Source organism: Paenibacillus sp. 01T424, assembly GCF_056398745.1.
Map to the genome: position 1 here is coordinate 42005 of NZ_JBFTPZ010000041.1, position 20058 is coordinate 62062.

The 20058-nt window shown below is 47.7% G+C and carries 13 protein-coding genes; 12 read left to right on the forward strand and 1 reads right to left on the reverse strand.

Annotated elements, in window-relative coordinates; all coding sequences use genetic code 11:
- The first annotated feature begins 31 nt into the window (after positions 1-31).
- The 8 genes from AC1DPK_RS25950 (at position 32) to AC1DPK_RS25985 (ending at position 7554) form a co-directional block, all read left to right on the forward strand.
- The gene (locus AC1DPK_RS25950; RefSeq protein WP_477512090.1) at positions 32-883 is read left to right on the forward strand and encodes an SDR family oxidoreductase; all 852 of its coding nucleotides are present in this window, start codon (positions 32-34) and stop codon (positions 881-883) included.
- 146 nt (positions 884-1029) lie between these two features.
- Positions 1030-1869 carry an STM4015 family protein gene (locus AC1DPK_RS25955; RefSeq protein WP_179089872.1) on the forward strand — a complete coding sequence of 280 codons (840 nt, stop codon included), beginning with the start codon at positions 1030-1032 and terminating at the stop codon, positions 1867-1869.
- Complete coding sequence (locus AC1DPK_RS25960) at positions 1842-3095, forward strand: STM4014 family protein (RefSeq protein ID WP_477512091.1); 1254 nt, start codon at positions 1842-1844, stop codon at positions 3093-3095. Before AC1DPK_RS25955 ends, AC1DPK_RS25960 begins: the two co-directional genes overlap by 28 nt.
- 6 nt (positions 3096-3101) lie before the next feature.
- Complete coding sequence (locus AC1DPK_RS25965; RefSeq protein ID WP_477512092.1) at positions 3102-3887, forward strand: STM4013/SEN3800 family hydrolase; 786 nt, start codon at positions 3102-3104, stop codon at positions 3885-3887.
- A 74-nt stretch (positions 3888-3961) separates the two neighbouring features.
- A complete protein-coding gene (locus tag AC1DPK_RS25970; RefSeq protein WP_477512100.1) occupies positions 3962-5260 on the forward strand; it encodes an STM4012 family radical SAM protein in 1299 nt (432 codons plus the stop codon).
- Positions 5257-6144, forward strand: a complete 888-nt coding sequence (locus AC1DPK_RS25975) for an STM4011 family radical SAM protein (protein WP_477512093.1) — start codon at positions 5257-5259, stop codon at positions 6142-6144. The genes AC1DPK_RS25970 and AC1DPK_RS25975 overlap by 4 nt, the downstream gene beginning before the upstream one ends.
- 45 nt (positions 6145-6189) lie before the next feature.
- Positions 6190-6720 carry a type 1 glutamine amidotransferase domain-containing protein gene (locus tag AC1DPK_RS25980; RefSeq protein ID WP_441877023.1) on the forward strand — a complete coding sequence of 177 codons (531 nt, stop codon included), beginning with the start codon at positions 6190-6192 and terminating at the stop codon, positions 6718-6720.
- 192 nt (positions 6721-6912) lie between these two features.
- Complete coding sequence (locus AC1DPK_RS25985) at positions 6913-7554, forward strand: hypothetical protein (protein WP_339207406.1); 642 nt, start codon at positions 6913-6915, stop codon at positions 7552-7554.
- A gap of 37 nt (positions 7555-7591) precedes the next feature.
- Here AC1DPK_RS25985 and AC1DPK_RS25990 read toward each other — a convergent pair whose 3' ends face one another.
- Positions 7592-8407, reverse strand: coding sequence for an alpha/beta fold hydrolase (locus AC1DPK_RS25990; RefSeq protein ID WP_430057388.1), 816 nt, complete (start codon positions 8405-8407; stop codon positions 7592-7594).
- Between the two features lie 118 nt (positions 8408-8525).
- Between AC1DPK_RS25990 and AC1DPK_RS25995 the strand changes: the two genes are divergently transcribed.
- From AC1DPK_RS25995 to AC1DPK_RS26010, 4 genes are all read left to right on the forward strand, one after another.
- Positions 8526-9212, forward strand: a complete 687-nt coding sequence (locus tag AC1DPK_RS25995) for a M50 family metallopeptidase (protein ID WP_477512094.1) — start codon at positions 8526-8528, stop codon at positions 9210-9212.
- 22 nt (positions 9213-9234) lie between these two features.
- A complete protein-coding gene (locus AC1DPK_RS26000) occupies positions 9235-10053 on the forward strand; it encodes a PPK2 family polyphosphate kinase (protein ID WP_477512095.1) in 819 nt (272 codons plus the stop codon).
- A gap of 237 nt (positions 10054-10290) precedes the next feature.
- Positions 10291-18840 (forward strand): cadherin-like beta sandwich domain-containing protein, encoded by an 8550-nt coding sequence (locus AC1DPK_RS26005; protein WP_477512096.1) that lies wholly within the window; start codon positions 10291-10293, stop codon positions 18838-18840.
- Between the two features lie 67 nt (positions 18841-18907).
- The gene (locus AC1DPK_RS26010) at positions 18908-20047 is read left to right on the forward strand and encodes a response regulator (RefSeq protein WP_477512097.1); all 1140 of its coding nucleotides are present in this window, start codon (positions 18908-18910) and stop codon (positions 20045-20047) included.
- The last annotated feature ends 11 nt before the right edge of the window (positions 20048-20058 follow it).

Below are 20058 nucleotides of genomic sequence, written 5' to 3' on the forward strand. Positions count from 1 at the left end.
TACCATTCCTAGGAATTGAGGTGGCTTAAGGATGGCTAATGTAGCAGAAGTAACCAATCGACCTATTGCATTGATTACGGGAGCATCCAGTGGGTTTGGGCTTTTGACTTCGATTCGCTTAGCGCAAGAAGGCTACTTTGTAATCGCAACAATGAGGGACATCGGGAAAAAGGAAGACGTGCTTGCAAAAGCAAATGAGAACGGCGTACTAGATCATATTGCAATAATGAGGCTTGATATTACCGATTCTGGCAACATAGTGGAAGTCATCGGGCAGGTAATGGAGCGCTGGGGCAGAATCGATGTGCTCGTAAATAATGCGGGTTATGCCGTAATGGGCGTCGTTGAGGAAATACCGATGGTGGATTGGCGTGCTCAATTCGATACGAATTTCTTTGGTACCGTTGCTGTTACGAAAGCGGTTCTGCCCCATATGCGAGTCCGCAGCCAAGGCAAAATTATTAATATTAGCAGCGGAGCAGGCATTCTTGGTTTTTCCAACACGGGTGCGTATTCGGCCTCGAAATTTGCATTAGAGGGCTTTAGTGAAGCGCTGCGTCTAGAGCTGCTGCCATTTTCCATCCCGGTCGTACTCGTAGAACCCGGTACTTACGATACTGGCATTGCAGCAAAGCATGTGTTTCGTGCGGAACAAAACTCCCCTTACAGCAAAATGATTGAGCGCTTTAATCAATTCAATAAAAAGTCGGAGAAAAATGCGCCTAATCCGATTCAGGTTGCGAACACGATCGTGAAAATTTGCCAATCCCTCCGTCCGAAGCTTCGTTATGTGTGCGGAAATGATGCGAAGATGATTTTTGTTATGAAAAAGCTGTTCCCTTGGCGACTCATCGAATTTGTACTTCGCAAAGCACTGCACTAAATTCAAATAGCTGAGAGCGCTGTTTTCTGCGCTGCTCGGCTTTATTTTTATGAAGCCAAGACAGATAAGACCCTGAGACCATTGACGCATCGAAAAAGTCCATGTTACTCTAACTTCACATGGAAACTATTGGAGGGATCATCTTGATTGAAATTCGCTTATCGGTAGGTTATGACGAGTATGAAGAAGGCGTAAGGATGTCTGAACTGATTGAGAAATTGGCATCTAGCGCAGATGGCGAGAAGCTGTCTATACTAACGATTGGCGATTGGGGTCAGGCGTATGAGAATTCTCCGGACAGCTTCTTGGAATCATTGATCAGCCACAAAGATTCTTTTCCCAATTTAACGAAATTATTTATTGGAGATATGGGTTTTGAGGAATGTGAGGTTTCCTGGATTAATCAGACGAACCTTTCACCGCTGCTTGCGGCATTCCCGAATTTGCAGTCATTGTCGATCAAGGGCAGCCAAGAGTTAAGCTTGCAGCCTCTTGTACACGAGAAGCTGCAAGAGCTCGTTATTATTTGCGGAGGGCTTCCGAAGTCTGTACTAGAGGAAATAACGAGTGCAAAGCTGCCTGAGCTGAAGAAGCTTGAGCTTTATCTGGGCGTAGATGATTACGGTTTTGACGGCGGAATAGAGGATGTCATGCCGCTGTTGCAAGGTGATCTGTTTCCAAAGCTTACATACTTAGGCTTGAAGGATAGTGAAATTCAGGACGAAATCGCAATTGCGATCGCGGATGCGCCGATTTTGGACCAGTTGGAAATACTTGATCTCTCTTACGGCACGTTATCCGATGAAGGCGGCAAGGCACTGCTTGCAAGCGAGCGTGTGAAGAAGCTGAAGCATCTTAACCTGAGCTACCACTATATGTCGGATGAGCTGCTGCTTCGCTGGAAGCAAGCAGGCCTGTCAGTAGATGTGACGGACCAGCAGGAAACGGATGAAGATGATTGGCGTTATCCGTTCCTTACCGAATAATGGATCATTTTAAAAACGACGGCGCTGCCGAAGCTCCTTATTTGCTCATCGGAAATCCGTCAAACAAACGAACATTCGGCTTGCAGGCAGCAAGAAGGAAGCAGGGGCTCGCTCCTGCTGTTGTGCTCTCCTATGAGCAGCTGCTTAAGCGAACCGTGTTTATTCAAGATATTTTGCGAGAATATGCAGGAGCGGATAAGGTCATTATTCGGCTTGATGCGCCAGGTGAGGATCAAGCCGTTGAACGACAGTTGATCGCATGGGGTGCGGCTGACCGAAGTGGCGATGACTTATTCTGGTCAGCGGGCTCTCTGCCGCACAATATTTCGATATCCGCGGAGGAAGCGCAGCAGCTGCCGCTGGAGCAAGGACGAATCTATTATCCAGCACAGTGGTACCGCGGGTACTGCCGATTTCTTGCTGCTATGCATACAGAGGTTAAAGCATCAGGCGTTTCCGCAAGCTGGGTAAACTCGCCGGGAAGCGTAGCTAATATGTTCGACAAAAGAAGCTGCTGGCAGCTGCTCACACGCCATGGACTCATCATGCCGGCTCTTCCAGCTCCTACAGGAAGCATAAAAAATTACGATGAGCTGCAAGCGGCGATTGCTGTAAGCGGCATGAGGCGTCTGTTTATTAAGCTTGCTTGCGGATCGGGCGCTTCTGGTGTTATTGCCTATCAAATCAATCCTCGTACAGGCGATGAACTTGCTATCACGACCATCGGCATAGAAGAACGGGCCCGCGGCATTTGCTATTTCAACGAAGGCAAGCTGCGGCGTTACCGGGAACGCTCCGACATTCGGCGAATGGTCGATTGGGTATGCCGGGAAGGTGCACATATTGAACGATGGATTGAGAAGGAAAACTTCGAGAGCAAGTCGTTTGATGTACGGCAGCTTGTTGTGGATGGTAAGGCTTGTCATACGGTACTCCGTTTAAGCAGCACGCCAATTACGAATCTTCATCTGCGCAACGAACGGAGGATGGATGTCGATCAGCTGCTATCTGCAGAAGTAAAGGCAGCAGTGCAGAGGACAGCTGAATCCGCGCTCCGAGCTTTTCCCGGCTGTTCTGCGGCAGGCGTTGATGTGCTCGTTCAAAGAGGAAGCGGCATGACCTATCCGATAGACATCAATCCTTTTGGTGATTTGCTGTACGGCGCCGAGTATGAGGGAATGAACACCTATGAATGGCAAATGCAGCAGCTGCTTAGAGGGGAATAGATACGAATGCTAGATATGAACCAAATTGTAGGTTCTCACGATATACTCATGATTACGCTTGATACGCTGCGTTATGACGTTGCGAAGCTTGAGGAAAAGAATTGCCCGAACCTTTGCGGAAGTGGAGGCTGGGAGAAGAGGCATTCGCCGGGCAGCTTTACTTATGCTGCCCATCATGCTTTTTTTGGCGGATTTTTGCCTACTCCTGCAAATACGGACAAAGCTTCTCATATTAGATTGTTTCATACAAAAAATACGGGGCTTAAGACGCACCCTCATACATGGTTATTTGACGCTCCGGATCTTGTATCCGGCTTGCAGGAGGCGGGCTACCGAACAATCTGCATCGGAGGCGTCATTTTTTTTACGAAAAAGAATAAGCTAGCCAAGGTTCTGCCTAGTTATTTTCAAGAAAGCTATTGGCGGATGACATTCGGGGTAACGAATCCGCGTTCGACGGAGCATCAAGTGAATCACGCGCTTAAGCTGCTGGAGAAAGCGGACCCTGCTGAGAAGCTGTTTCTGTTCATGAATATATCTGCCATGCATGGACCTAATCATTATTTTGTAGATGGCGCCAAACGGGATTCCGTGGAAACACAGCGTGCCGCGCTTCGTTATGTTGATAGTCAGCTTGCCCCATTGTTTGAAGCCATGCGGCGCAGAGGAAAAACATTATGTCTCGCGTTTTCCGATCATGGGACAGCTTATGGCGAGGACGGCTATGAAGGGCATCGGCTCGCCCATGAGGTTGTCTGGAATGTGCCGTATCGCGAATTTATTTTGGAATAAGGAGGAGAAGCAGCTTGCAAAAATCATCTTCGCTACCATCTTTTCCGGAGCTTAAGGAGCAGGAGCAGCGCTGGATGGCGGCTCCTTACCGTTCCTATTTGTATTCCTATCCCCATAAGACAGCTTACCGAGATTTGCATCCCGCGCAGTCGCTGAAGGAGATGTGGGAGCGGGATCAAACCGATTATTATTTTTTGTATATGCATATACCTTTTTGTGGTGCTCGCTGCGGCTTCTGCAATTTGTTCACGTTGCCGGATCGTCGTTTAGACGTACATGAGCAGTATATTGATGCCATGCAGCGGCAGGCGGAGCAGTGGGCGCCTTGGTTTAAAGGCAAAACATTTTCGCGATTTGCGATTGGCGGAGGGACGCCAACCTTGCTTGCGGCTCCCCAGTTGAACCGTCTATTCGATATAGCAGAGAATACAATGGGCCTTGATCCGATGAAAGCATCGATATCGGTAGAGACGTCGCCGGAAACGGTAACGGCTGACCGCATGCGCGTTCTTAAAGATCGGCATGTTGATCGGATCAGCATGGGTGTTCAAAGCTTCGTTGAAGAGGAAGCAGCAGCTATCTATCGTCCGCAGAAGCCGCGGCTTGCGGAAGAGGCGCTGGAGACGTTGATGTCCTATTCGTTTCCACTCGTGAATGTCGATCTTATTTACGGATTGCCTAAGCAAACCGTTGAAACATGGATTTATTCACTGGAGAAGGCGATCAGCTATGCGCCTGGTGAAATCTTTATTTATCCGCTATATACACGTGAGAACACCATTATTAAGCCAGAACAGATGCGCAGCGCAGGAGAGGATATTCGACTGGAGCTGTACCATATTGCACGGCAGCGTCTGGAAGCGGCAGGCTATAAGCAGTTTTCGATGAGGCGTTTCGCTCGAGATACATCGTTTGATCATAAAACCGTGCTGCCCTTCAGCTGTCAGGAGGAAGGCATGGCAGGGCTTGGCTGCGGAGCACGTTCTTACACCCGCGATGTACATTATGCATCGCGTTATGGCGTGAGCGCAGCGGCAACGCGCAGCATTATTGAACAATATGTTGCTGCAGAGCGTTATGATACGGCCGATTACGGCTTTATTCTGAATGAAGCGGAGCAGAAGCGCAGGTTTATATTGAAAGCTTTACTGCACCGCGAGGGGCTAATCTTACACACGTATGAGGAGCGATTCAAGAGTAATGCGCTAGCCGATCATCCTGATTTGCAGACACTGATCCATTTGGAGCTGGCGGAGCTTCAGGAGGGTACTCTTCGCCTGACGACACAAGGCATGGCTTATTCGGATGCGATTGGCGACGAGTTTATTTCGGGCGATGTAAGAGAGCTTATGAACGGGTACGTCATCCGATGAAGGCGGTGCTCTATTACCGCGGCGCGTTGTCATCATGCAATTATGACTGTCCTTATTGCCCATTCAGCAAAACAAAGGACAGCAAAGAGACGCTTGCGAAGGATAAGCAGCAGCTTCATGCCTTTATGGACTGGGTTCGGGAGCAAGGCGGCTCTGGACATCAGCTCTCGATTTTTTTCAATCCTTATGGCGAAGCGCTCGTACATCGTTGGTATCGTGAGGCGATGATCGAGCTGTCCCATATGCCGCATATCGAGAAGGTAGCTGTCCAGACCAATTTATCCGTCAAGCTTGATTGGACGAACGACATCGACCGGAGCAAGGCAGCCTTTTGGGTTACCTATCATCCTGGACAAACGAGCCATGCTGCTTTCCTAAGCCAGTGTATGAAGCTGTATGAGCAGGGAATTCCTTTTAGTGTCGGGTCTGTTGGGATACGCTCGGCTTTCGGCGCGATTAAGCAGCTGCGGCAGCTGCTGCCAGAGGATGTGTACCTGTGGGTCAACGCCTTCAAGGATCAGAAAAATTATTATTCAGAGAATGATATTGTTTATTTAACCGAAATTGATCCGCATTTCCAGCTGAACGTTCCCGATTACGATAGTTTAGGCAAACCATGCGGCGCGGGCTCACATGTGTTTTATGTGCAGGGGGCTGGCATTGTCAAACACTGCTATAGCGATCGCAAGGTTATCGGCCATCTCTATCGTGACGGACTTGAGGGTCTAGCATCTGAGCGTCCTTGCACGATGAAGAAATGCGGGTGCTACATTGGCTATATTCATATGCCAGAACTGAAGCTTGGCGAGGTTTACGGTGATCGTCTGCTAGAACGTATTCCGTCAGGTTATACGCAGCAGCTTGCTTCAAATTCATCGAAATAGGGTAAAGTAAATCATGGCTTGAATCATGAGAGGAGTGTGYAACATATGACACCACTAAAAAAGGTAGCATTTCTGCTAGCTGACGACTTCGAAGATTCCGAAATGAAAAATCCCTATGATGAAATGGCAAAGAACGGTCACGACGCCGTTATTATTAGCTTGAAGAGCAACGACGAATTAAAAGGAAAACAGGGGACCATTGCGTATACCTCGCATTTGTCCATTGAAGAAGCTGATGCAGATGACTACGCTGCAATCATTATTCCGGGCGGAAAATCACCGTCTCATCTTATGGACAATGCAGATGTGCAGGCGTTCGTTCAAAAGGCAGATCAAGCTGGCACAACTATTGCGGCAATATGCCACGGTCCGCAAATTTTGGAGGCAGCTGGCCTGCTGAAGGGGCGCACTTTAACAGCCTATCCTGCTTTATCCGCAGAAATTGAAGCAGCCGGCGGGACTTTTGTCGATAAAGAAGTTGTCGTTGATCGCAACTTTGTTACGTCTCGAACGCCAGAGGACGAGCCTGCTTTCATTCGGGAGACACTTGTAAAGCTTGGCGTAAACGCTTGGTAGTTTGAAATGGCTTTCGCTTTTATAGCGAAAGCGCAAGCAGGCAGGACTGTCTCACTAGATCCAAGCGGATCTGGGACAGTCCTTTTTTGTATCACATTACATATTTTGCTGGAGCGAACTTGGTCATCGCAATGCAAGTAGGGTATACTTTTTAGTATATATACGTTTAGTAAGGAAGGAGAGCATGCTTGAATGCCACACATGAAGCAGGGTGAACATACAGATCAAGCAAACCGCCCCCTTATTCAACGGCCTTCCACAGTGAGCAGGACAAGCCTTATTGATAACGGCATGACCGTTTTGCAGCAATGGGGAGCTGATCATATTTGCAAGGTTTGTATAGCTAACAGCGGATCATGCTGCCGCGATTGCCGTCATTTGCTCGATGGTGTAGGCTGTCAATTGCGAAATACCAGCTGTACAGCATGGTTATGCGGTTTTCATAAATATTTATTGTTTGAGGTTGAACAGTTGGAAGAGTGGAACCTGTTTTGGGATGATGTTCCCGGTCAGGCATTTCGTGAGGACTCTACACCTGAGCAGGTCATAATTGATAAATCATTAACGATTCAACAGCAAACAATGGAGCATCTTGGCGAAGCGCTTGCTGCAGATTTACAGGAGATGGAACGCTCGCATATTGCGATCGGCATTATCCTTACGCTTCGGGAGAAGCTGGATAAAAATATTGATCAGTTTATGCTGGAAGACAAGGATCATAAGCGGAAGCTGAGGATCAAACGGAAAATAAAAGTTCTTTCAAGCGATTTCCAGCGCTTTCACCATTTATTGAATAAGTACAAGATAGAGCTAGCTGAGCTCCATAACATGTAGAAAAAGGAGCCGATTAATCCGGCTCCTTTTCTGCTTTTTATTTCAAAAATTCGAGCAGCTCCTCATTGAATCTAGTTGGTTCGTCGAACAGCATGCCATGGCCGCTTTGCTCGAACGTAACGAGCGTAGAGCCGTCAATGCCGCTAAGCAGCTGCTTGGCGAATTCTGGCGGACATATTTGATCCAGATTGCCTTGGAAAATCGTCGTCGCAGCTTTGATTTGCAGCACATCCTTCCGCAAGTCCTCATCGCGGAGCGACTCGAACGTATGGATTGACCCCCACGCGGATGCCTCTAAGCCGAGCAGCTGCAGCCAATCTTTGAATGGCTGGCTGATGGCGTTTGGCTCTTGATCGGCTAGAAATTTCTCTCCGAAATCACGGAGCAGCTGCGGACGGTCTTTTTTGATTGCAGCGATTTGATCATTCGCTTCCTCTTGTGTCATGCCATGCGGGTAATTTTCACGCTGCGTGAATGAGGGAGCTGCTGCGCCTAGAAGCGCGAGCTTGCGAATGCCGTAACCGCCATGGCGCGCCATATAGCGGACGGCAATGGCTCCTCCTACCGAGAAACCAACGAGATAGGCTTGATCCAGTTTCAAATAATCAATAACAGCCTTTACGTCATCTGCTAGCCGATCGTAGCTATAGCCAGCTGCGGGAGCACTGGATTTGCCGAAGCCGCGTTGATCGATCCCAATACAGCGATAACCTTGCTCAGATAGCAGGGTGAACTGAGCTTCAAACATTTTGTGGTTCAGCGGCCAGCCATGCAAGAAGATAACGGGGCTGCCGGAGCCTATATCCTCAACATAAAGTTTAACTTTTTTCTCAACCTCAATATAATGTCCCATCATATCTCTCCTCTCGCGTCTATACTTTTACTTACCCGTATTAGCATCTTTTGAAAAATAAATCTTTTTCATACGTAAGAAGAGTTAGAATAGCGGTATATGACTTGGAGGCTAAAGCATGTTTTCTTGGTTGCGAATGACGGCTATTATTATCGTTACTGCTTTTTTAACTAGGTTCATTCCGTTCTCGGCTTTTTTTCAAAATGTGAATACATTAGTCCACGAGCTTGCCCATGCGCTTGCAGCTTTGCTGCTTAAGGGAAGCGTCTTGCATATTTATTTGTACGCTGACCAAAGCGGAGTGACTTATACCTCGTACACGGACAGCTGGATGCTAATCCCGATTGCGCTTGCCGGCTATACGGGCTCAGCTTTGTTCTCGCTGCTGCTTTTCTTTCTATATGCAAAAGGAAAAGCTCGTTTTGGACTCGCGATCGTTGCGATAGCAGCTGGAGTGGCGCTCGCGCTTTTTGTTCGAAATGATTACGGCATGGCTTGGAGCGCGGGTTTCCTAGCATTGACGGTACTTATTTATTTTGCTGCTCCTCGCTGGCTCAGAGACTTTTATTATTTGCTGATCGCTTTTATTTGTTTAGTGGAATCCATTATTAGTCCATTTGTGTTGCTCTATCTTGCGATTACGGAGCCCGCATCAGCTGGGGATGCGGCTGGTTTAAGCGACGTAACCGGTGTATCTGCCTTTGTGTGGTCCGCTTTGTTCTGCTTCTTCTCGCTCTGGTGTGCCAAAATAGCGACCAGCTGCTTGTTTAGGAGAGGCGCTGGTGGGATACTAATAAGTAAATAAACACTGGAGAGGCTGTGAGCAAATGTCCAAAAGCTACAAACTGCCCGAGAAGAAAAAGGTGGATCTGAAGGACATCGATCCGAAGGATACGGGGCGCTTTTCGAATAAAGAAGAGGTCGTTCAGGCAGTGAAGGAGCTTGAGCTTGAGCTGCAGCAGCTGCAAGAAAAACTTGCCGCGAGCAAAGAGCATGCCGTGCTGTTTGTGTTTCAAGGCATGGATTGCAGCGGCAAGGATGGTGTAATCAAAAAAGTTTTCGCCGGACTTCATCCGCAGGGCATTTCTGCCCACAGCTTTAAGACGCCAACAGAGGAGGAAGCGCGGCATGATTTTTTATGGAGAGCACATGTTGCCGTGCCTGCCCTTGGCCAGATAGCTGTATTTAACCGTTCGTACTACGAAGAAGTTTTGATCACGAGAATCCATGGTACGGTAAAGAGCGAGGAAGCGAAGGAGCGGTTTAAGCATATCAATCATTTTGAAGCTCTTTTAGCCGACAGCAGGGTGAAAGTGGTCAAAATCTTTTTGCACATATCGAAGCAGTTCCAACTGGAGAAGCTAATAAGCCGTATTGAAGATCCGAAAAAAAATTGGAAGTTCGACCCGTCCGACTTAAAGGAGCGCAAGTCTTGGAAGCAGTACAGCGAGCTTTACGAGGAGCTGTTTGAAAAATGCAGCAAAGCGGCGCCATGGTATGTCGTCCCCTCTGATAATCGCTGGTATCGCAATTATGCGGTGCTTCGAATCGCGGTGGATGCGCTGCGAAGCCTTGATTTGAAAGATCCGGAAGCAAGGCCTGAGCTCCAGCCCTTTTTGGAGGAGCTTAAGAAAGAAGAAGCATAGCTTGCAGATGATTGATAAAGAATGGCAGTCCAACACATGGCTTCATGTGCGGGGCTGCCTTTTTTGTGTTTATAAGATGTAGGCTGCCTTTTGATCCTCAAGGAAGCTTTCCTATTTATCTTGTTATCGAGAGCGAGAAACATGTCGAAATATGTTTAGAACATGTCCAGAGCCAACTACTATAATGGTATTTATTGCTATATCAACGATGATAGAAGACTCAGGAGGGATTTTTTTATGATACATAAACCATTTGTCAGAGTAGTCAGCATGCTGCTCGCAGTGGTGCTGCTTATATCGATTTATCCTGTATATCCAAGCAGGTCGGGGCAGCAAATATTCGCTCAGGAATCAGCTGACACAGAGGTGGAAGAGCCTACAGTAACAAGCTCCTCCTACGATCTGGAGTCTTTGGCTGTTGCCGGAGCTGCTGATAAGTTCTCCGATTATGGATGGGAGAAAATAGAATCGAACATTAAGCCTAGCCCGCGTATGGGGGCTGCTATGGCATTTGATGAAAAGAACGGAAAGGTCATTATGTTCGGGGGAGAAGGCACTTCCGGGCTGCTGAAGGATAACTTCCTGTGGGACGGTGAAACCAAGCAATGGCAAAAGCTCGCTGACTCGAGTGTCCCAAGTGGCCTTGTTGCCCGCAAAGGAGCGGCAATAACCTTTGATCCTAACCTAGAGCGCATCGTGATGTTCGGAGGCGAGGGTGCTTCAGGCGTCTTGAACGATCTTTGGGTGTGGCATGGTGAGGTATTGCAGTGGAAACCATTGCTAATCCCAGCTCCATCGGCACGTGCTGGCGCTCAGTTTGCCTATGATGGACAAAACTTGGTGCTATTCGGCGGTTATACGCTGTCTGGTTCTACTAAAAATAGATTAGCGGATACTTGGATTTTTAACGGAACGAGCTGGGAACAGCGGACTCCAGCCCAAAGCCCTCCAGCCACTTATTCGGGCTCGATGGCTTATGACGGGCAGCATGCCGTGCTTTATGGCGGTAATATTGGTGATGAAATTCGCGGAACAGCCTATCAAATCAGTTCGAATACGTTATGGGCATGGGACGGAACGACATGGAATGACAGCGCTCCAAAGGTTGAAGCGCAGGACTGGGGCCGCTGGGGACAAGCGATGGCCTACGATGGACGGAGAGTCGTCTTCTATGGTGGAGAGTTCGATTGGATTAACCCGAGCAATAGTGCGGTTACGCCAAACAAAAAACGCCCTATTGCAAATTCGCAGGATGATCAAGGGAAGAAGGCTGCTTTCGGCTGGGACGGGAGCGCTTGGTCGGTATGGTCTGGCAGGAGCAAAGGACCGGGCGGCGGCATAGAAGGCGGTCCAGGCTCAGGCAGCTTTATGAGCATGGCGTATGATGGCTATAACTTTGTCGTATTCGGCGGAAACCATGAATGGGGAGGACTAACGAATGAGACGTTTACATTCGGCAATCCTTTGCCTACCTTGCCGATCGTGAGCATAACGGGTTCACCAACGATATTGATGGACAAGAACAACAAAGCGAATGATCTAGCAAGGTTCTCTGCTAATGTGAAAGGCAAGGCGCTCAGCGAAATTGGGATTGAATACCGTGAAGCGGGTCAAACCACATGGCAGAAGAAGGCGCATTTGTCGGCTGAGGCTGGTGCGGTCACCGTTGATCTTAACGGCTTGAAGTGGCAGGTCGACTACGAAGCACGCGTGTATGCGACAAATGTTGTGGGGACGGCATACAGCGCAGTTTCAACGTTCAAGTTTTTTGAGGACCCGGCTATGGTGGTTCCAGACCTGCGTTATGACCGAGCTTCACCATCGGTGCTGCATACGAAGGATAAGAAGAGGCTGGTTGTCGTCGGAGAGGGCATCACCAATTTGTGGAGAAAGCCAGCTTCTAATATTCATTATTCACTTAAAAGCCAAGGCGGACAGTTGTATCCGTTGACGCCAAACGTTCGCAATAATCAGGAGCTAGAGCTGACTTGGACGGATGAATTGCCGGATGGCAAATATGATTTGGAACTAAATCACGATTTTTACGATGATTTTGTTCTCTCAAGCGCTTTGCTTATTACTTCAACCGGCGTATATGAGCCGCGCGATTATAATGAAATTATCATTCCTAGTACAGATTCGGACAATGAAGATATTAGTCAAATGGCTATTAGAGGACCGTTCACGGAGAATCCCTCGGAGCTTGGTATATTTAAGCTAAACAACATGAATCAAGTGGTCATGCTGAATGAATATATTAAATTTAAAGGAACGAGCCTGACGATTGATAAGACGGGTGTAGATACGTATGTAACGGGTGTCGGACGGCTTTATGTTGAAAAAGCTGGCATTATGTATACGCTGTTCCTTGGCTCCTTTGAGTTTAATTCAGCCGAGTTCGTTATCGAGCTTGCTGGTGATATGCAATCTGATTATTTGAGCTTGAATTTGCCGATTACATTGAAGAAAATTACTTTTATAGCTGGCGGGGTAAGGCTCGGCGGGGATATTAAAGTAGATTTCAGTGCAGGAACGACCAAAATTAAAGGTGAATCGGAGATTGAAGCGTTAGAGTTCAAGCGCGAACGGTTCGATTTTGCTGGTAAATTCAGTATTGCAGGCGAGTTTGAGGCAGGTCCGCTCGAGGGTGCTGAGCTAAACTTCCGGCTTGATACACGCATTCCGCTCTATGGTGCGGGAGGATCCTTCGATTTGCGCAAGCAGAAGGTTGGATTTGAAGCAGATATTCAGTTCAAACGCGGGAAGCTTGATGCGCTTAGCTTTGGCGTTCGCCGTAAAATCAAGCTTGGCTCGACGGGGGCACAGCTCACTCGTCTTGGCGGCGGGTTTTCAAATCTAGCGAGCCAGAGCGAAGTACCGTTTACGTTGAAAGCGTTTGGCGGTGCATCAGATGTCATTGCGCCTGAGATCAAAGGCTACAATATGGTGAACGGCAACAATTTGAGCGTAGGATTATCGCGTTATCATTTTGAAGCATCCGGAGAGCTGGCTGTTTACTGGGTTCCGGTTGCGAATTTGGATTTTCTGACGATTTGGAATGCAGCGGGCTTTAAAGAGTACAGCAGTGCAGGCTTCCGATTGGATGCGAACTTGAATCTGGTAGACGTTGTGGTCGGTCAGCTGTTCGCGCAATATTTTGCGAAAAGCGGTTACGCAGGTTTTGTTAGTGCACGCATAAAAATACCGAACTGGGTGTCAGTTATCGGCGGCAAAAGCTTTGGCGGCATTGATGTCGGCGTAAACAATCGTGAGATCTTTGGATCGGTTGGTTCAGGCTGGTTCGGTGGTTCTGCCAAATATATGTTTGCTCCGAACAGCTTCGACTTCAGCCTTGGCGCGAGCAAGGATATGAAGAGAGAAATTGAGAGAATGAAAAGAAATATGGTTAAGCCGCCGAGCGCTCGCTCGATGCCATTGCTAAGCAGCAGTGCTTTGCTGTTCACAAGCGCATTCGCGGATACTTCTTTTACACCACTTACGAATCCTTTGCTCACAGAGGATAAAGGTTACATGCTGAAGCTTCAGAAGGATGTGCTGCAGCAGGGTGAGATAGGCGTAGATACGGCTGCAAGCGGACGTATTTTATTGGGACAGTTTACGGCTGCATTGCGTGAGAATTCACCGCAAGCCAGCTTTACGAAGCAGGATCAGATTCAATACACATTGCAGGCAGATCATAGCTTCAAAGCGCTGCTAGTGCTGGATGGCAAGCAGGAAGACCTTTCGATCATTCGTCCGGATGAAAGCGTGGCATCGCTCAAGTTCCCTGAGACGGAAAAGGCGGGTAATGGTGCTATTTCTGCCGTATATCGTGAAGAAGAGGATAAAACGTATATTCGTTTACAACTAACCGCGAATGAAGATTGGAAGCTGGTTGCATCGCACTCTTTGCAAGTGGAGTTGTACGAGCTTACATTCCTAAATGAATCGCTCAGTCTTACTGAGCTGGCAGCACGATGGGCTGCTGCACCTGAATTGAAGCTAACAGCAATAGATATGATGGAGCGCGGTTTGAAGCTGGTAGAGCTTGACCAGCCTAAAGGCGCTGTGAAATTGTACAAGCCAGATGGCCGTGAATATGGTCTGGAATCGGATTCGCTTAAATCAGGCTGGAATCATTTTGTCGATCCACTAAGCGGCAAGCTTTATCTGTTGATCGATGTAGCTCAGCCGGGCGAATGGCTGCTTGAAGCAGGACAGAAAACGCCGGCTAAGGTATTTGCTCTTGGAGAGCATACCACGATTGGGGAGCTGAAAGACTGGATAACAAGCAGTGAGCTTCGTACTGAAGTCAACCTAAAAAGCGGTCAGACTTTGCTTGAAATCGATCAGGCGGATGAGTCTGCGGTACTGTATCGCCCAGATGGCTCGCTATATCCGCTGCAAACGGATCGCAGCGAATCAAACTGGAATGCATATTATGAGGCTGATAAACAAAAATGGACGATTTTGGTGCAAGCGGAGGAAGCGGAAGCGGGTCTTTGGACCGTTCGCGGCAAACAATTCGTGACCATACGTGCCTTCCGCAGTGATGAGCAATACGACAGCTTAATTCCGTTTTTCTCAAATGGAACAGCAGAGTATACGACGAGTTTACAAATCGATAAGCCAGGCCGATATATGTTTATGTTAACGGGTGGTTCTCGCAATACCCAAATTATTGCACCGGATAACAAAGCCATTCCGGTTGTTTTTGAAGAAGAGAATGCCAAAAATTACAATGCGGTGCTGCAAGCAGCAGCTGCAGAGGAAGATGAGGAAGCCGATAAATACGGCGATATGACATTTACCTCGAATCTGCCTTTTGTTGCAGATGCGGATATGCTTTATGTCGCTGCTGATATTGAACAAACAGGAAAATGGGAAATTCGCTCCTCCCTGCCTATTCAAGCAAGCATGTATGAGCTCGATCCTGTAACTGAAATTAGCGAATTTAGTGCAGTTCCAGAGACAGAAGGCACGAATCGCTTCAAAGTAAAATGGAACGTGGACCATGCCAAGCAGGGAACCAAAGTAAGCTTAATGGTAACCGATCAGTCCAATAAGGCAATCGGACCGGTTATTTTGAAGGATCTTCCTGCATCAGGCATTCAAACGATTGACATTCCGGATGAATTTATGCCGGGTCAATACTGGTTGTCTATGGTGGCTGAAGGTGATGAAATTGCACCGCTGTTTGCGGTAACGTCTGAGCCTGTACAGCTGATTGCTGAAGTCATGCTGCCTCAGCCGAAGCAACTTGCGATTACTTCAACTGGAAACGGCGAGCTTACGCTGCGTTTTCCTTCCATTAAGGCCGAGGGACTAGAATATTACCAGTTGACGGTCAGCTATAAGGATGATGAAGGGAAAACTGTAACGGATACATTCGGAGCAGATCCTATGGCCGGAGATTGGCAGGACGTCATTATATCCGGGTACAAGCCGGAGCACAGCTACACCATCAATGCGATGGCGGTTGGCGAGCAAAATGGCAAAGTTGTTGTTAGTCCAGTGTCAGCTAATGTGGAGGCGTTTTTGCCTAATCCGAAGCGGGCAAAGCTTAATGTTGCTTTTAATACTTTTGGTGCTAAGCAGAAAACAAGCACCTACAAAAGTTATGATGAGCAAGAGGAGATTATGGTTAACACAGCTGCGGAAAAGGTTAGTGTAGAGCTGACTAGTGATCAAGCAGCAAAGGTTAATCTTTACGTAAACGGGGAATTGTTGCAATCCAAGGATACCGAAGCTAATACGGTCGCTTCGTTCAATCTGAATGAATTGCTTCTAGGCAAAGAAACGAATAAGCCACTGCCGCTTGAGCAGCTTGATTATACGATTGAAATTGAAGCGATTAACGAGCGCGGCGATTACAGCTCCGATTATAGGAAATTGTACGTAGACCGTACGGAGCCATTCTTGTATGTAGCGGGCAAGCAGAACGAGGACCTTGTTCGTGAGCCTCTCAATGGGCAGGTCGTATATGGCAGCCGTATACCTATGGTTGGTCAAACGGAAATAGGCGCTTTGCTGACCGTTGATGGACGAGCTGTTCCAGTGAACGCAGAAGGAAAATTTAATTATTTTGCTCCAATTGTGTGGGATGAAGCTGGCCTTCATACTGTAATCGTCGAAGTGGAAGATGAAGTCGGCAATCGAGTCGAATATCGATTTGATGTTGTGCAGGGAACAGAGACCGAGGAGCAGTCCAAGGTGAAGCCTTCTGATCTAGCGGCGCTAGAGCTGGACAAGGGTGTTCTATCACAGCCTTTCCATCCGGATATGACGGGCAAATATGAGACGGTAATAGAAGAAGGCAAGGTTCGATTATATGCTGTAGCTGCTGCAATAGATTCTGTTGTAACAGTGAACAATGTGCCGTTGAACGTACAGGGCTACGCAGAGCTTGATGCTCCGAATGGCAATGGCGTAACTACAGCGCAGGTGAAGGTATCGGGAGCAGATACAAGTGAAAAGACATACGTGATTGAATTGAGAAGCAAGCCGTCGGAGGTTGCTGTTCTGAAGAGCCTCACGATGCGGGCAGGCACAGAGGAACTGCTGACAGAACCAGCATTCAATGGTGCTGATACCACTTATAACGTGTATGTCGAAAATAATACGAATGCGGTAAGCGTTGCGGCTGAGGCTTATAAGCAAGAGTCTACGATTCGTGTAAATGGCGAGCAGATTGGCGAAGCTGGGATTTCTGTGCCAGTGCAGGTGGGAGAGACCCATGTGGCCATACAGGTTATCGCGCCAAATGGACAAGAGAATAAAACCTATAACGTTAAGGTTATTCGTGCGAAGGACAGCAATGCACAATTGAAAGAGCTAACGGTAAGCGGAGGAGTGCTAACGAGAGATTTTGCAGAAAATGAGATGGAATACCAGATCATAGCGCCTTCCGATTCTGCGGCTCTTAGCATCGCTGTAGAAGCAGCTAGTCCGAGTGCAGTCATTCGTATAGCAAATGGTGGAATTGAGCTCGGCAGCGGAGGAACGCATATGGTTCCTTTGCGCAGCGGAATTCAACCTGTTCAACTGGATGTAACAGCAGAGGATGGTACTGTTGCGACTTACAAGCTCGCTGTTATCAAACAGTCTGCTTCTGCAGCAACAGCGCCATCTTTAACAGAGCTATCTCTCTCTGGATTAGACTTGCTGCCGGAATTCTCTGCGAGTAGGCTCAGCTATAAGCTGAAGTCAGAGATCGAAGACGCGAATGTGACTGTGCTTGCCAACACCTCAAGTTCTGATGCTATTCTGACCATAAATGGTAGGCCGGTTGAAAAAGGCGTGCATCAGACTGTAAGTTTAAAGGTGGGTACAAATCTAATTGTGATTGGAGTCGAGTCTGCTGACCGCAGCAGCTCAAGGCAATATTCGATTGAAATCGTTCGGAAACCAACGTATGCAACGCCGGATCGATTAGCGACTGTCGCATCTGGGGATTCAAATGCTGCAATAGCAAATGTAACCATTACTAGAACGGTTGCTAGAGATGGCAGCAAAATAGATACGGTTAATATTCCGCTTGCTAAGGCGGAGGAAATTGTTGCACAGATGAAATTGCAGAAGCAGAATGCGGCTCGCATCGTTATTACGAATCTACTTAATAATCCGAGCGATGAGATTAAGCTGAATGTTCCATCAAAAGCTGTTGCCGCATTAGCCGAGAGCGGAATTAGTCTTATCATCTCAACGCCAACAGCAGAATTGACGTTATCGCCAGAGACGATTCGTCATATCAAGGAAGCGGGTATTGAGCTTTATCTCCGCTTTGTACCGATTCGCGATCAAGCGAAGCAACAGCAAATTCATGACAGGCTGCTTGGCGAAGAGAAGCTTAAGAAGCAGTTGGGCGGTAGGGATGCTGAACTGCTAGGCCAGCCTACTGCAATTGAAACGAATTATAAGGATAGTGTTACTCGCATTGTACTGCCGATAGCTGGTCTTGAGATTGCAAAGGACAGTGCAGCTGCGAAGGAGCTTGAGGCTCAATTAGCGGTTTACATTGAGCACAGCGATGGAGAAAAGGTGCTCCAGGCAGGAACACTGCAATATGATACAAAAGGAATCGTGAACGGTATGGCATTTGATGTTGCTAAATTCAGCAATTTTGCTGTCGTTCGGCTTACGAAGGACAAACTTTATGAGCCTTATGTAACGGGGTATCCGGATGGAACCTTCCGTCCAAGTAAAACGATTACTCGTGCGGAGCTTGCAGTCATACTTGCCAAAGAGCTTAAGAAAAACGCCAGCCTGCTGGAAGAAACGGTGCCTAATCCTAATGAAACAGAGCTGACAGAGTTTAGCGATGTCGTCTCCGATCACTGGGCAAAAGAAGCGATTACGCTGTTGAAAAATCATGGTATTATGAATGGAGACGAGCAAGGCAAATTTAGACCGGGCGACGGAGTCTCTCGTTCAGAGATAGCGGTTATCGCGGCTCGTTGGAACAAGCTGTCTCTAAGCGGTACTGCTAAGGCGGATTTTACAGACTTAACGGGACACTGGGCAACAAATGAAGTTGCTGCTGTTGCAGAGGCAGGGTTTATGAAGGGATATCCGGATCATACCTTCCGTCCGAATGGTTTGCTGCTTCGCGGAGAAGCGGTTCGTGTACTCAACGAAATCTTCAACCGTCCAGTGCCGCAGGAAACTGTCAGCTCTAGCTGGCCGGATGTCGCGCCAAAACACTGGGCTATGTTAGATATTGAAGCCGCTTCTAGATATGTGCAGAAGCTGCCAGATGGACAAGTTCGAGTCGTAAAAACGAAGTAAAACTAGGTCATACCGATAGCAGAAGGCTCACTGAAAAATAACAACGGAAGGAGGAGGGCATGGATCAATGCTAAAGGTAATATTAGTGGATGATGAGGAGCCGGCATTGATACATTTGGAACGATTGCTGAGGGCAGATGGCCGGGTTCAAGTTGTGGGCAAGTATACCTCTGCTATGGAGGGACTTGACCACCTTGCTCGCAGTTATGCCGATATCGCGTTTCTTGATATCGGCATGCCCGAGATGAACGGCCTTGAAGCAGCTGAACGTATACAGGAGTTGTACCCTGCAATACGAATCGTTTATGTAACCGCCTATTCAGCGTATGCTGTTGAAGCATTTGAGCTGCATGCGCTGGATTATTTATTGAAGCCGGTCGATTCTGCAAGAATTGGAAAAACGATAGATCGTATTGAGGAATATGCGAAGCTTTTGAACAATCAAGCACAAAGCTTCGAGGCTCTAGCAGAACGAAATGAGCTTTCAGTGCGATGCTTTAAACGGCTTGAGCTTGTAGGCGGGGCTGCTTTAAACGGCAAGGTGAAGTGGCGAACGAAAAAGGCGCAGGAGCTCTTTGCTTATTTCCTTCATTTGGAGGGTGCTTGGGTTACGAGAGAGCGGCTTATTGAAACGCTTTGGCGAGAGTATGAGCTGGACAAGGCGGTTACCTATCTTCATCATTCCGTTTCACGTATTAGATGGCTACTGCGTGAGTGGGGAGTTTCTTTCACAGTTGAGTATCAAGGTGAGAGCTACCGACTCCCGTATGCTGCCATTCGTACCGATGTAGCTGAGTTTGAGGAGACAGTAGCTGAGCTCCCATATCAGTTTCAGGATAATTGGAGTCGGTATGAACATGCGATTTCTCTTTATAAAGGCGATTATTTGGAGGATCATAATTATGCGTGGGCAGAGACCAAAAGAATAAATTTGCAGCATCGTTATTTTCGGCTGGTTAGCAGTATGGCAAGATATGAGCTGGAGGAAGGCCGTGCTCAGTCGGCTATCCAGAGACTGACGACTGCTCAGATCAGCTTCCCATACTCAGATGAAATTTGCAGATTGCTTCTTGCAGGTTATGCTCAGATAAGGGATACGGAATCGCTTAACCGCTGCTACGAAACCTATGCGCAATTATTATTGCAGGAGCTAGGAGTCATTCCTGAGAGGCAAACGACGGATTTATATCATCAATTATCCCAGTAAGACGTGAATTT